Origin of the sequence: Pseudovibrio sp. JE062 (genome assembly GCF_000156235.1) — a bacterium.
In the GTDB taxonomy this organism is placed as follows: domain Bacteria; phylum Pseudomonadota; class Alphaproteobacteria; order Rhizobiales; family Stappiaceae; genus Pseudovibrio.
Genome location: NZ_DS996808.1, coordinates 462,898 through 476,804 on the forward strand (window position 1 = coordinate 462,898; position 13,907 = coordinate 476,804).

14 protein-coding genes are annotated in these 13,907 nt (G+C 53.0%); 5 read left to right on the forward strand and 9 right to left on the reverse strand.

From position 1 onward, the window contains the following. Nucleotides 1–4: 4 nt before the first annotated feature. The 5 genes from PJE062_RS12185 to PJE062_RS12205 all read right to left on the reverse strand — a co-directional run bounded on the left by PJE062_RS12185 (nucleotide 5) and on the right by PJE062_RS12205 (nucleotide 4,878). On the reverse strand, nucleotides 5–439 hold the full coding sequence (locus PJE062_RS12185) for a thioesterase family protein (RefSeq protein ID WP_008549314.1): 435 nt from the start codon (nucleotides 437–439) through the stop codon (nucleotides 5–7). Continuing rightward, on the reverse strand, nucleotides 420–896 hold the full coding sequence (locus PJE062_RS12190; RefSeq protein WP_208982278.1) for a hypothetical protein: 477 nt from the start codon (nucleotides 894–896) through the stop codon (nucleotides 420–422). The genes PJE062_RS12185 and PJE062_RS12190 overlap by 20 nt, the downstream gene beginning before the upstream one ends. Nucleotides 897–1,487: 591 nt before the next feature. Then, the gene (locus PJE062_RS12195; protein WP_008549134.1) at nucleotides 1,488–2,186 is read right to left on the reverse strand and encodes a glutathione S-transferase family protein; all 699 of its coding nucleotides are present in this window, start codon (nucleotides 2,184–2,186) and stop codon (nucleotides 1,488–1,490) included. A 172-nt stretch (nucleotides 2,187–2,358) separates the two neighbouring features. Then, nucleotides 2,359–3,291, reverse strand: coding sequence for a LysR family transcriptional regulator (locus tag PJE062_RS12200; RefSeq protein WP_008549448.1), 933 nt, complete (start codon nucleotides 3,289–3,291; stop codon nucleotides 2,359–2,361). A gap of 651 nt (nucleotides 3,292–3,942) precedes the next feature. Then, nucleotides 3,943–4,878, reverse strand: a complete 936-nt coding sequence (locus PJE062_RS12205; RefSeq protein ID WP_008548923.1) for a LysR substrate-binding domain-containing protein — start codon at nucleotides 4,876–4,878, stop codon at nucleotides 3,943–3,945. Nucleotides 4,879–5,003: 125 nt separating this feature from the next. On the opposite strand from PJE062_RS12205, the gene PJE062_RS12210 reads away from it, so the two are divergent. The 5 genes from PJE062_RS12210 (at nucleotide 5,004) to PJE062_RS12230 (ending at nucleotide 9,317) form a co-directional block, all read left to right on the forward strand. Beyond that, complete coding sequence (locus tag PJE062_RS12210) at nucleotides 5,004–5,840, forward strand: transporter substrate-binding domain-containing protein (protein WP_008549404.1); 837 nt, start codon at nucleotides 5,004–5,006, stop codon at nucleotides 5,838–5,840. Between the two features lie 4 nt (nucleotides 5,841–5,844). Next, on the forward strand, nucleotides 5,845–6,819 hold the full coding sequence (locus tag PJE062_RS12215) for an amino acid ABC transporter permease (protein ID WP_008548889.1): 975 nt from the start codon (nucleotides 5,845–5,847) through the stop codon (nucleotides 6,817–6,819). 64 nt (nucleotides 6,820–6,883) lie between these two features. Beyond that, nucleotides 6,884–7,690 (forward strand): gamma-glutamyl-gamma-aminobutyrate hydrolase family protein, encoded by an 807-nt coding sequence (locus PJE062_RS12220; protein WP_008548927.1) that lies wholly within the window; start codon nucleotides 6,884–6,886, stop codon nucleotides 7,688–7,690. Between the two features lie 120 nt (nucleotides 7,691–7,810). After that, a complete protein-coding gene (locus PJE062_RS12225) occupies nucleotides 7,811–8,380 on the forward strand; it encodes a hypothetical protein (protein WP_008549443.1) in 570 nt (189 codons plus the stop codon). A 40-nt stretch (nucleotides 8,381–8,420) separates the two neighbouring features. Then, complete coding sequence (locus PJE062_RS12230) at nucleotides 8,421–9,317, forward strand: alpha/beta fold hydrolase (RefSeq protein ID WP_008548937.1); 897 nt, start codon at nucleotides 8,421–8,423, stop codon at nucleotides 9,315–9,317. A 52-nt stretch (nucleotides 9,318–9,369) separates the two neighbouring features. Here the strand turns inward: PJE062_RS12230 and pobA are convergent, their stop codons facing one another. The 4 genes from pobA to PJE062_RS12250 form a co-directional block, all read right to left on the reverse strand. Then, nucleotides 9,370–10,587, reverse strand: coding sequence for a 4-hydroxybenzoate 3-monooxygenase (gene pobA / locus PJE062_RS12235; RefSeq protein ID WP_008548855.1), 1,218 nt, complete (start codon nucleotides 10,585–10,587; stop codon nucleotides 9,370–9,372). Nucleotides 10,588–10,819: 232 nt separating this feature from the next. Next, entirely contained in the window at nucleotides 10,820–12,175 is a 1,356-nt protein-coding gene (locus tag PJE062_RS12240; RefSeq protein WP_008549429.1) for a TRAP transporter large permease, read from the reverse strand. Next, the gene (locus PJE062_RS12245; RefSeq protein WP_037036692.1) at nucleotides 12,175–12,687 is read right to left on the reverse strand and encodes a TRAP transporter small permease; all 513 of its coding nucleotides are present in this window, start codon (nucleotides 12,685–12,687) and stop codon (nucleotides 12,175–12,177) included. Before PJE062_RS12245 ends, PJE062_RS12240 begins: the two co-directional genes overlap by 1 nt. A 2-nt stretch (nucleotides 12,688–12,689) precedes the next feature. Further along, nucleotides 12,690–13,724: a TRAP transporter substrate-binding protein gene (locus PJE062_RS12250; protein WP_008548906.1), complete on the reverse strand. Its 1,035-nt coding sequence runs from the start codon at nucleotides 13,722–13,724 to the stop codon at nucleotides 12,690–12,692. Nucleotides 13,725–13,907 lie beyond the last annotated feature (183 nt).

Below are 13,907 nucleotides of genomic sequence, written 5' to 3' on the forward strand. Positions count from 1 at the left end.
GATCTTATGCTGGCTGATGCATAGCGACAGGTTCTTGGAGTTGAGCCACTGCAGCCTTGAAGTCATCCGGCACCGGATAGGTTGACTGCTTTTCGTAGTCGAACATCACGTGTGTGGAGGAGGCATTGGCTACAACACGGCCATCCGCATCATCCAGACGCATTTCGTGCTGCATTTCAAAGCTCTTGCCACCAAACTTGGTCACGCGGCTCAGCACCACCAGACGATCGCCATAGAGCGCCTGAGAAACGTAGTCACAGGAGGTCTTCACCATGATGTGTGGCAGCTTCTCAGACTTTGGCAGTTTGAGCAGATCATGCATGTATTCCAAGTAAGCGGACTGCATGTAATCGTAGTAGATCGGGCTGCTCACATGGCCCATGGAGTCAGTATCGCGGTAGCGGATTTCGATTGGTGTTTCATAAGCTTTCTGTGTCATGAAGTTCCCTCCTGTTGGGGTTTTGAAATTCACTCGTAAACGATGGGTGGGAGGCCGGGGTGGCTTGTAACGGGCCGTGAATAGTGAAGCCCATGGGCACAGGACCGTGCTTTCTTAGGATTGTCAGAGAAAACTCGTTGGCGGCGCACAACGTGGTGATGCAGCCATCCGCTTCGCCCTTGGCACAGACAGCAGCAGCTTGCGCATTGCTGGTGACGAACTTGCGCTCAATAGAGGCCGGGATCAGCTTTTCAGGTGCCGGGTGCGTGGCGCAGAGCTTGGGTGTTTCGCCGGTAGAAGACGCCAGAACCATGTTGTCGGTGTTCATGATGAACACGTCCATCAGCTTCAGCTCTCCAATGTGCTCGTAAATGATGGAATGTAGATGCGGGTAGGCCACCACGCTCAGCAGAACGGATTTTCTGCATTTGGCGACGGCTTCTGCTGCCAGTTCCATCGTGGCATGAAGAAAGACCTCAGCATTCTTGCAATGGCGTGCAGCCCACCTCAGAGCAGCTCTCTCGCAGTTCGTGCCGGTGGGTCCAAGTGTGTGCACTTGTCGGACCCAATCAAAGGACAGTGGGGCTGTTCCTTTTGCCAAATATTCCGGTGTTTCAAGATGTGCATCCATAAATCCTCTGATCCTTCACCTGGAAAGAAAATCTGAAAAATGCCGGTTCAGGAGATGCGCATAGCGCGGCCCCTGACAAACTGCGTTGGCTTGTCATTTTTGTTATGCGTGGGCAGAGAAAGAGCGTTCACAGACCCGGTCGAATCTGCGCTGTGTCACTGCCGGTTGTGAGGTAAGTTTCGTCCCTCGCGTCCAATAATATTTTTTCGTGTGGCCCTATGGAGCCGGAAAGGATTGCTAAGAACAAGATGAAAATACTGATGGCTTCCCTCAGGATAGATGAGGCACCCTTCAGTAAACTTTATCGCAGGTAAATTATTGATAATACAATGACTTGCACAAAAAGAAGGCATCGCAGAAAATGCGATACCTTCTGAACATCCTATGGATTTTGCGTCGCCTGATGAGTGTGCAGCGTTAGGCTGCGACTGCTTCGCTGACCGCTTTGCGGCCCACACCATCATGAAGATCGAGCATGCGTTCGAACCACATCTGGACAGGGTCCGTTGCTGCAAAAAATGGATCTGCGCAACAGACGTTGCACCACTGCAGCGTGCCGAACAAAACATAGTCAGCATGCATGGCTTTCTCGCCGCCAAGCCAGTCTTGCGTCGCCAGCAGATCGCGCACCGGATTGAGCTTCTCCGGCAAGGTTGCCAGCTCTGCATTACGGTTAGCGTAGACGTCTTCCAGCGGCATTCCGAACCGCTTTTCACGTGCAGCACGGAAGTAAATGCGGTCTGCATCACTCATGATGTTGTACATGTCCATCACGGCAATTACAGCCAATGTCGGGTGCAGAACTGTTTTGCAATAGCTCTCCACGAAACGTGAGAGATGCAGGCCGCCGGCCCCATCAAATAAGCTTGGTGTGTCGTTATAGGTGGCTTCCAAATATTGCGCGATCTCGAAGCTGTCGCCCAGCAAGGTGCCCTGATCGTTGAGCACAGGCACGCTGCTATAGGAACCGTCTTCGATACTGGCAATGTCGCCGAAGGAAACGGGCTTCAGGTCAAACGCGAGTCCCTTGTGCTTCAGGGACATGATGATCTTCCAGACATGCGGGGAATAGTGCTGCCCGGAGGCACCGCTGAGGCTGTATAGAATTCTTTGCATGTGGCTTCTCCCGATGAGAATTAAAAATGAAAAATTCCTCAGTATTCCGGATTGTTGTTGTCTTTGACGTCAACTGGGGAGAGCAGCCATCCACCCAATTGGAAAGCAATGTGCAGCGAACTTCAGCCCAGAAACTGGGCTGAAGTCGTGCGCGTTTGTTTTCTTGAAAAGATCAGGAGGCGATCAGCGCCACCTCTATGTTTTGGTCACCCTGAAACGGAATGCTGGTGCAGTTGTCTGTTGCCAGAATGGAACGCACCGCCGCGATGACAGGATCGTCGATCCGACAAGACAAATGCGCAAACAGCACGCGGGCTGATTTTTGCACCTGTGTCAGCAGAACGATATCGCCTTCCTGCTCCCGCGGGTTGGTTGAGTTGGCATGCACAAGGCCAATGCCAACACCGCTGGCGATCAATGCACGGGTGACCCCCTCGTCATCCACGTTGATCACGCGTTTTGGCCGGATGCCGTGCGTTTCCAACAGATCACGCGCTAACCGTCCGCAACAGGAGTTGCAGCTGGGGTAGATCCACGGCACGTCTTCCAACGCTTTCCAGTTGAACTCAGAGGCAACCGGCACAAGATTGGCAGGTGCGGCGAGGTAGACGCAGAAATTGGAGATCTCCAGCGTGGAGAGATCGGAATCGTCCTCGCCGGTTTCCGTATAGAACCCTGCATCCAGACTTCCATTACGAATACCTTCCAGCACTTTGACAGAAGCCCGATGCTGGAGCTCCACCTCCACCTCGGGGAACTCCTGGGACATAGCCGCCAGAAGGTTGCTGACCACGCCGGTGCTGGAGTTGCGACCTGCGCCGAGTGAGAGTTGACCTGCAAGGCTGCCGCGCAGCCGGGAGGCTTCCTCCAGAAACTTCTGGTGCCTGTCGAGTAGCTGGTGGGCTTCGTTCAGCAAACGCTGCCCATCTGGCGTCACCGCCATGCCTCTTGGGGTGCGCTGGAACAGGGTGAGTCCCAGCGTTTCTTCCATGTTTTTTATGTGCGCACTAACAGCCGGTTGGCTTCGAAAAAGCAGTTCAGAAGCTTTGGTGATGCTGCCCTCACGAGCAACTGTCACAAAGGTTTTGAGTTGATGAATGTCCATCCTTTTCCTTCCAATAAGAAAAGAGTCTCTTGAACGTATTCGGCTCTGAAAAGGACAATAACTGTGCTCAGCCGTTGGCTTTGGGCTAGTATGCTGGCTCCCGCTAAAAGGGTATGCCCTGTCATCAGCCTACGATAACTCTGCAGCTACACCAAGCCTACTTTCGGGGACGTGCTCCGAAACGGGTGAGGTTCCAGCTTCGCTGTGAGGAACCTGCAGGCAGATTGGGTGCCGGTTATTGTGAACGCGGATTGATTCCATCGCGATAAGTAAAATAAATTGTGGTGTTGATGAATATTTTGAGTGATTACCATCATCTACGCAGTTTTGTTTCCGTAATTTCGATTAGTGATTTTAATTTTATTATGTTCATCCATGTAAAAATCTATTTTTATGACTACATGAGATTTATCTATTTAATATGACAATACATGACTTCAGAATATTGTATAGATTTAAAGTGGAAAATTGATAATCACTTAGAGGAATTCTAATTTATTCTTGAGTTTGTTAGGGCGATTTGCTCAAAAAAGTATCATGTATCTGACGAAATGACGGCTTTCGCAGCACTTAACTGGCAATGTGTTTGCGGGCCTGTGTGATCTACTCAGAGATTATCCAAGGGCTTTGATAAGCCCGGTACATCTGTTCTTAGCGGATATGCATCGCCTGCATTTCAGCACTGAGCCAGTTGATGAAATCCCACACCTGAGCTGAGGGAATGGTTGTCTCCGGCAGCACGAACTGGAAGGCTCGCTGGCAAGGGAGTGTTTCCCGGAAGGGTTCGATGAGCGTGCCTGCATTCAGCGCATCTATGACGTAAAGATCCCTGAGGATGGCAAAGCCGCGTCCGGCAATGGCGCTTTGCAGGATCAGGTCGGTGTTGTTGAAGGTGAGCTGCGGGACCATCTGGCCCGAGAAGTCTGGCCAATAGGCTTCCAGATACTTCTGCCAGTGAAACGCTTCGTCTTCATGGATAAAGTCCGCCCTGGCAAACAGCTCAACGGGGGCAGAATGCGGGGCTACTGGCTCCCCTGCCAGTGCTTCCAGATAACTGGGCGCGCAAACCACCCGCATCCGTTCCTGTGGCAGCGGGATGAGGGGAGAGGCTCCAAGATCCCCTTCTGGTTTTGGCAACAGGCGCAGGGCCACATCCAGCTTCTCCTCCGCGAAATCGACGAAGCGGTTTGCCGCGCTGATGCGGATGGCCACGTTGGGATGCAGAGCGGAGAACTCGGCCAGACGTGGGACGAGCATAATGGAGGCCAAAGAGGGCGCGATGCCGATTGTCAGCTGTTTTCGCGCTGTCTGGCTGGCGAGCAGGTATGAGAGATTCTCTATACCATTGTTGATTGCAGAGACTTCCGAAAGAATATCCTGCACCAGTTCCGTCTGCTCCAGATTGCGTCCGTTCATGCGGAACAGTTTGACATCCCAACGCTCTTCTAACTGCTTGATATGATAAGATATAGTTGGTTGAGAGACGTTCAGTTCCCGCGCGGCAGCAGAGATGGATTTGTGCCGAGCAACAGCATCCAGTGCGCGTAATTCCTGAAGGGTGGGGACGAAACGTCGGGAGATAGCCATGGGCTATATATAGAGTTTTTGTATACATGGATCAATCAGACTGATTTGTCTTGCTTTGAACCGTACCTATAAACTGCCCAAAATTTTGAAAATTGTCCGTCAGAATGACGAAATTGGGGGTTGGGATGTTTAAAAATACCGGAAAAGCCATCATTGGGGCTGCATTGTTTGTCTCTGCAAGCGTTGTTGGCCTGAGCGCTCAGGCTGGTGAGGCTCTGGATGCGATCATGAAGAACAAGACGCTGGTTGTGGGGTCAAATTCTGACTATCGCCCGAACGCGTTCATGGGAGATGATAACCAGCTGCAGGGTTTCGACATCGACGTCTCCAAAGAGATCGCAAAGCGCCTTGGAGTGGATGTGCAGTTCGTCACCCCAGGCTGGGAAGTGATGACCGCAGGGCGGTGGCACGGCAGATGGCACATGGTGGTTGGCTCCATGACCCCAACAAAGGCCCGTGCGCAGGTGCTGGATTTCCCGGCTGTCTACTACTACACCCCGGCAGCGTTTGCGGTTCATAAGAACTCCAAAGCCACTTCATTGGCGGATCTGAACGGCAAGGTTATCGGCGTTGTGGGCTCGTCCACCTACCACAAATATCTGGAGCACAGGCTTGAGATTGATGCGGTTGGCGCGCCATCCTTTGAGTATGCCGTGACACCGGGTGAGATCAAACTTTACAGTGACATCAACGAGTTCGACGAGCTGTCCCTTGGTGACGGTGTGCGTCTGGACGCGCTGGCGCAGTCCGTTCCTGTCATTCAGCAGGCAATGAAGAAGGGCCTGCCGATCAAGCAGCTGGGTGACCCGATCTTCTACGAGCCGCTGGCGATTGCGATCGATAAAGGCGACAAAGAGCTCAACGACAAGTTGGCTGCTATCGTGGATGAGATGAAGAACGACGGCACGCTCGCAGAGCTCTCCAAGAAATGGCACGGTGCGGATCTGGTAAGCGTTAAGTAAGACCATGATCACACTCACCAATGGTGCTTTCAGGCAGGGGCCAGCCCGCCTGAAAGCTGCAGCAACGCTCGGACTGCTGGCCTTCGTGCTGGCGTTTGCTCTGGCTTTCAATCAAGGCCTGATCGGCTCGTTCCTTCGCCCTGCAATGAGCGAGGAAACACTCTCCGGCTGGTGGGGGCGCTTTTCTGTATCCATGGTGATTTTCCTGGCAGTCTCAGGCCTCGGCTATCTGGTCCTGAGCCTGTCCCGCCGGGCACAGCTGATAACAGTCTGGCTGCTGCTGGCGGCTGGGGCGTTTGGCTTCTTTCTCAGTTTTGAGCTGAGCTTTGAGTTCATCGGCAGAAAACTGCCCTTCCTTCTGGGCACCGGAGCCTTCACCACACTCTATGTCTCTGCCATTTCCATTTCGCTGGCCTTTGCGTTTGCGCTCATGGGCGCCACGGCGAAACTCTCAGGCATTGGCGTTGTTGAAGGTGTGGGGGCGTTTTACACTTCCTACTTCCGCGGAGTGCCACTGCTTGTGCAGCTCTTCCTGATCTACCTCGGCCTGCCACAGATTGGATACGTGATTTCGCCGGTGCCAGCCGCCATCATTGCGTTGTCGCTGGTGTACGGGGCTTACATGACCGAGATTTTCCGCTCTGGCATTCAGTCCATTTCAGTCGGCCAGTGGGAAGCTGCAGATGCGCTTGGATTGCAACGCTTGCTGACCTTCAGAAAAGTCATTCTGCCTCAAGCAATGCGAGTTATTGTGCCGCCAACGGGCAACCAGTTTATCGCCATGCTTAAGGATTCCTCGCTGGTTTCCGTGGTTGGGGTCTGGGACATCATGTTCATTGCCAGAACGCAGGGACGATCTGACTTCAAAATTTTGGAGATGCTGATCACTGCCTCCATCATCTACTGGGTGATGTCCGTTATGCTGGAGTTTGTGCAACAGCGGATTGAAAACCACTACGCCAAGTCGCTGAAGCGATAACGTTACTTTCAATAATTTCAGAGCGCGGCTGCGCAGATATTTAGTGCCCTGAAGGGATACGCTCATGACAAATAACAGTGGCATCACCACTCTGCCGAGTGCGGTTGCTGAAAAAAGACCTATTGTCGGCATCCTGGCGAATTCCTCAGAAGAGGCCGGTCTGACAACGCAGACCATCGACGACAAGTACCTGACTGCCGCCATGCAGGCTGTTGGAGCTGTCCCAGTCATCCTGCCAACTCTGCTGAATGATGCGGAACTGGCGCATGTCCTTTCACTGGTGGACGGTGTTATTCTGACAGGTGATGCTTCCAACATTCAGCCGTCTTACTACCGTTGCGGTGGCACGGTTGAGAGCCATGGCCCGTTTGATGACAAACGAGATCGAGCAGCCTTTGCGCTGATCCGTGCCACGTTTGCAAAGAACATCCCGCTGCTCGGCATTTGCCGTGGCATGCAGGAGATAAATGTGGCCTTTGGCGGCACCATCCGTAACGATCTTTATGAAAACGAAGCCTTCGTGTTGCACCGCCCCATCGACTACAAACTGCCACCAAATCAGCGGTATTGTGCAGCCCATCAGCTTTGCCTTGAAGAGAACGGGCTCCTTCGTGACATCCTGGGCGATGGCACTCACCACGTGAACTCACTGCATGAGCAGGCCGTGGACATGTTGGGTGAAGGCCTCATGTTGGATGCGACTTCTGAGGATGGGGTGATTGAAGCCTTCCACCATCCGGAGAAGGAGTTCTTCCTTGGCATTCAATGGCATGCGGAGTTTGAGGCAGTGAGCAATCCGGTTTCAACGCGCATTTTCGCAGCCTTTGCTGAGGCCATGCAATGCACGGAGCGGGTGAAGGCCTTTCTGTAATTCCTGCGAATTCAAAGAGGATTGCATCAAAATACCTAGGAGAATTCGAACCAATCTCCACTAAGTCTCATCGGATCACCCAATTGTTTTGCTGAGTGGTTGAGACAGGGTTGTATCACTGTGAAAAGGTTCATTGACGAGTGGAAAGGCTATTTTGGGGACTTACCTCCCTACAGCCATTATCTCCGCAATGTGATGCCTGAAAGGTGGGTCAGGTTCCACGCCTTACCAGATGCCAAGCGTTATGCCGAGACACCGGAAGAAGAAGCAATTGTCTTCGACCGGGGCCGCATTCTGGGCAACCGGATCTTGAAGGAGGGGCAAAAATGCCTCTTCGTTGAGTACTTTCCCAACTTTGAAGAATACCCTTTGCCCTACAGCCATAAACTGCTTGATCAGTTTCGGCTGAAATACTGGTTCAAGTGGAAGTATGAGGAAGACCCGTTCGGTGAGCAAGAGACAATTGGATTCTATGGAAATGAAGTCCGGTGGTTTCCTGAAGTTTACCGGGGCGCCTTTAAAGATGCAGCCCATGATGACGAGCGCTTTTTGCTGATGAACCGTGAGAGCTCCCGGATTCTCGCGCCTTATGATGGAGGTTTCGACTGCTTTCTGCTGAATGAGGAAGAGGTGACACGCCTTAAGTCTGAGTTTGAAGAATGGCTTTCTCCCTGTAGCTCTGGTCTATAGTATTTCAAAGAGCTGCTGCACCATATGAGGGATGGGACTGATGAAATTTATTGAAGCCGGGGTGCTGAACGTTGCCTATATGGATGTGGGACCGAAATCAGGTGTTCCAGCCATCCTGCTCCACGGCTTTCCCTATGACGTGCACAGCTATGATGAAGTCTCCGTCATCCTCGCCAATCGTGGTTTCCGCTGCATTGTGCCGTACCTGCGCGGCTATGGTCCAACGCAATATCTTTCCCCTCAGACCCCACGTTCAGGCCAGCAAGGAGCACTTGCGTTTGACCTGCGCTCGCTGATGGTGGCGCTTGAAATTCCGCAGGCGATCCTTGCTGGATATGACTGGGGTGGCCGTGCCGCCTGCATTGCAGCTGCGCTGTGGCCCGAAAAGGTGAGGGGGCTGGTCAGCGGCGGTGTGGCTTACAACATCCAGAACATCCCAGCAGCCTATCGCCCGGCTTCGCCGGAAGATGAGCATCTGTGGTGGTATCAATACTACTTCCACACCGAGCGTGGGCGAAATGGTTTGGCTGAGAATAGGGAAGACCTGACACGGCTGCTCTGGCAGCAGTGGTCCCCGACCTGGGAGTTCTCCCGCCGCACGTTCCGCGAAACCTCCGAGAGCTTCGATAACCCGGATTTCGTGGACACGGTGATCCATTCTTATCGGCATCGCTTTGGTCTCGTAGAGGGCGATCCGGCCTATGAGAAGATTGAGGTTCTGTTGACCGGACAGCCTAAGATCAACGTTCCAGCCATTGCATTGCTTGGCGCAGATGATGGCGTAAGCCCACCGCGCCAAAGCCGGGGGCATGAAACCAACTTCAATGGATACTATGATGCCCGGGTGATTGATGGCGTGGGTCACAACCTGCCTCAGGAAAGCCCGGAGGCGTTCGCGGCAGCGATCATTGAGATTGCGGACCGGACAGAGCCCTAAGCCTCACCGAGAAGGTGGGGAGAGAGGGATGGGCCTCTCTCTAATAGCTGGATCAGGCAGCTGACAGGGTCAACGCGTCCAGCTCTTCAAACGGCAATCCAACATATTCTTCCGCCAGAGCTCGCTGTTGGGTCTCGTTTTGCAGCAGCAACTCATAGCTGTTCTGTTGGATTTTGGCATCAAACCCGTTCATCTCCGGGAACACATGCATCAGCTGTGTCATCCGCCAGGAGAAGTTCTCGGAGCTCCAGACCCGGCGCAGGGCCAACTCTGAATAACGTTCCAGATGGGTCGAGCGATTGCTCTTGATCTGCTCAATCAACCCGCGTGAGAGATAGAACACATCAGAAGCCGCAAGATTGAGTCCCTTCGCGCCCGTAGGCGGCACGATATGCGCTGCATCACCCGCAAGGAACATACGCCCGTATTGCATAGGCTCTGCCACGAAGCTGCGAAGCGGAGCGATGGACTTTTCGATGGATGGGCCGGTGACAATCTCTGAAGCGACTTCCTCCGGGAAACGGGCCAGAAGCTCTTCCCAGAATCGCTCATCAGACCAGTCCATAACGCTGTCAGTCAGCGGACACTGAATGTAATAGCGGCTCAGCAGCCGGTTGCGCTGTGAGGCAAGGGCAAAGCCGCGCTCATGATAGGCATAAACCAGATCCGGCAGCGGTGGCACTTCTGCCATGATGCCTAGCCAACCAAACGGATAGGCGCGCTCATAAGTGCGCAAGATGTCAGCTGGGATCGTCTTGCGGCTCACACCATGGAAGCCATCGCAACCTGCAATGTAATCACAGTCCAGACGATGCGTTTGCCCGTCTTTCACGTAGGTCACATAAGGCGCGTCTGCTGTGACATCATGCAAGGCCACATCTGCAGCTTCGTTGATAACATTGCCGCCCGCTCGCTCGCGTGCGTCATACAAATCTTCGGTGATGTCGGTCTGACCGTAGACCATCATCTCCTTGCCGGTCCATTTGTGCGTATCAATGAAATGGCTCGGGAACCCCTGCCGCGTAATCCATGAGCCCTTTTTGCTCTTGCCGTTTTTGTCCATGCGCTCTGCCAGGTCGTAATCGCGCAGCAACTGAACGGTTCCGGTTTCCAGCAGGCCAGCACGAATGCGCGAGAGAACATAATCCTTGGTGCGCTGTTCCAGAACAACGCTGTCGATGCCGTTTTCGCTTAGGATGTGAGAAAGTAATAAACCAGCCGGACCGCCGCCGATAATCGCAACCTGAGTACGATCTCTATGGTGGGTCATGAAAAATTCCTTAGGTTCAAAACATCTGTCAGATCGCGGCAATTGGGATATGCGCTAAGTCAGAAGTAAAATGGATTGCGAATACACGTTTGAATAGCGCTCAGTGTTGCCGTTTATGATTGCTATGTAAAATTGATTTATCAGCAAAAATCATAGCAAAATTGCTATGTGAGCCTTTGGGGAATGTTCGGTGCCTTAGTCATATCGTGAACCAAGGCACCGATTGATTTGATCAGGAAAGCAGCTTTGGTAGCCAGAGGGTTAGGGCTGGGAAGCTGACCAGAATGGCGACGCGTACCAGTTCGGCTCCGAAGAAAGGTGCTACGCCTTTGAAGGTCTGGCTCATTGGCGTGTCTTTGGCCAGAGCTGAGATGACGAAGACGTTCATGCCCACTGGTGGCGTGATCAACCCGAGTTCGACGACGATTAGCGCCAGAATGCCGAACCAGATTTTCAGGTCTTCCGTGCTCATGCCATATCCGGCACCATCTGCTCCCTGATACATGCCGCCGTTCAGTTCCATCAGAACAGGCCAGAAGAACGGGATGACCAGCAGCATCATGGACATACTATCCATCAGGCATCCAAGCGCGATCAGGGCCAGCAGGATCAGGATCATCACCGTCATCGGCTCAAGACCAGAGCCTGCAATCCATGCAGCGGTCTCTTGCGGAAGGCCAATGCGAGACATGAAGATCTTGAGCAGCTCAGCACCCAGCAGGATCAGATAGATCATACCTGAAGTGGCTGCTGTCTCCTTCAGCGCTTCGATCATGTCTCCAAATGCCAGATTGCGCTGGAGCAGGCCGAACATCATCACGAGGAACACGCCCACTGCAGCAGCTGGTGTCGGATTATAGAAGCCGAAATATATGCCACCGATGACAAGTCCGAAAACGGTCAGCACAGGCAGTACGCCGAGGGAGGCTGCGAGGAACTCTTCGCGCGTTCCGGCTCCGCCAGCAGGGCCGGAGGAGGGACTGACAAAAACGTAGAGTGAGATGACCGCCAAGAACAAAAGAACGGCCAAAATACCCGGAATAAACGCAGCAACGAACATAGTAACGATGTTCGCTTCCACGATCACCGCATAGATGATCAAAACAACGCTTGGCGGGATGAGAATGCCCAGAACTCCGCCAGCGGCGAGCGTTCCTGTCGCCAAAGCGCCTGAATAATTGTAACGCTTCAGCTCTGGCAGAGCCACTTTGCCCATGGTTGAGGCGGTTGCGAGCGAGGATCCGCAAACTGCACCAAACCCAGCGCAGGACGCGATGGCGGCCATCGCGGTGCCGCCCTTCATCCAACCAAGCCACGCATTGGCCGCTCTGAACAAGGACTGGCTCAAGCCGGTTTTTGAGGCGAGCGCTCCCATCAGAATAAACAGCGGAATGACTGAAAGATCGTAAATGGCGAACTGCCCATAAGCCAATGTTTTCAATTGGCTAAGCAGCAGCATCGGGCCGTTGATCAGCGCAATCCCGACCCCGCCGACAAGGATCATCGCGTAAGCAATTGGGATACGGATGACAATCAGGAACACCAAAATGGCGAGGGCACCAAAGCCCATAAAAAGACTGGCCGCCATCAGGTTCTCCGGATCAGATCTCTGGAGTTTTCACTCAAGGTGATGATCGCGCCAACGCTCAGCAGGAAAAGCGAAATCAAAACAGGTACATACGCATACCAAACAGGGATCTGCAAAATTGCGGTGGTGTATTCGTAATCTCGTTGATCAGACATACCGTAGTACATGCGCCACAACAGCAGCAGCCCAAACCCAAACGCAATCACAGAGGCGATCAGTGCGAGAAGCGCTTTCAAACGCGGTCCGGCTTTGCTGGTAAAAATATCTGCTGTGACATTGGCATCAGTGATCTGGCAGAACGGCAGGAAGGAGAAAACTGCGATAGCAACGCCGATCTCGGTGAGCTCAAAATCTCCGGGAAATGGAGCCGCCCACATATTGCCAAGGGTGGAGTAGATGTTGACTGCGACAACTGCCAGCAGAACCAAACCACCGGCAAGTGCCCATGCTACAATAAGTTTTTCGAAAGCACCGGCAATGCCGGTGCGTCCGAGTTTTTGAAAGGCGCCCATAGCTACTCGCTGTGCTTGGAAATCAATGCCTGTGCTTTTGCAACCATCGCGTTGCCATCAATGCCTTTTTTGGAAACTTCCGAGGTCCACTTTTCAACCACTGGAGCCAGAGCTTCTCTAAAGACAGCTGTTTCTTCGTCAGAAAGAGTGATGTGTTTGTTGCCAGACTTTACTGCGAGGCCGATGCCAAAGTCATCTGTCGCGCGCCAAACTTCACCAACCTTTGCCCACCAATCAGGACCAGACGCATCGCGGAATGCTTTCTGAATATCAGCAGGCAGACCTTCCCAGCGGCCTTTGTTCATGGAAACCTGGAAGACAGAAGTACCAAAGCGTGCTTTGCCTGCACCTTCGATCTGGTATTCTGTCTGCTCCTGAATTTTCAGCGGTGGGATGATTTCCCAAGGAATGAACGCTGCATCAATCACGCCTTTCTGAAGAGCTGTTGGCAGTTCCGGAACTGGCATTGCAGCTGGGGATGCGCCAAGCGCTTCAATCACCCATGCACCAGTGCGTGATGGTGTGCGTATGCGCATGCCTGCCATATCAGCTGGACTGCGCACTTCTTTATCACGTGTTTGCAAGCCGTTACCCGCATGCACGTGCAGGAACATCACTTCAAGGCCTTTGTAGTCAGCCTTAAGATCGCTCCCGAACATGTCGTAGAGCGCAAGGTTTGCAGCGCGAGGGTCATCAAGGAAAACAAACGGGAGTTCCATCACTTCAGTGCGTGGGAACAGGCCAGGTGTGTAACCATTCAGGGTCCAGACCAGATCAACCACGCCGTCACGTGCTTGGTTCACCAGCTCAGGCGGGCGACCACCCAGTGACATGGATGGGTAGATCTCGATTTTGACCTGACCACCGGAATTCTCTTCAACGGCCTTTGCCCATGGTTCCAGCATCTTGGTCTGTGCCGGTGCCTTCGGGCTTAGAAAATGGTGAAGCTTAAAAGTGTATTCTGCCGCGCCTGCCATGGAAACACTGGCAAGCAGAAGCGCTGTTGAAGCGCAAAGGCCTTTGAAATTACCAAACATAAGTAAGTGACCCTCCTGAAGAATGGTCGAAACCAGACACGCCTTCCTGATCCTGCACTTGGGACAGTCTCAGCTCCCGAAGGCTGTCGAATTCTTAATCACGATCCGGATGATCCGCCAAGGGAATTCTTAGGAATCACCACTGTGAATTCGGAGAATTACATACACTTTTCAAAATGAATA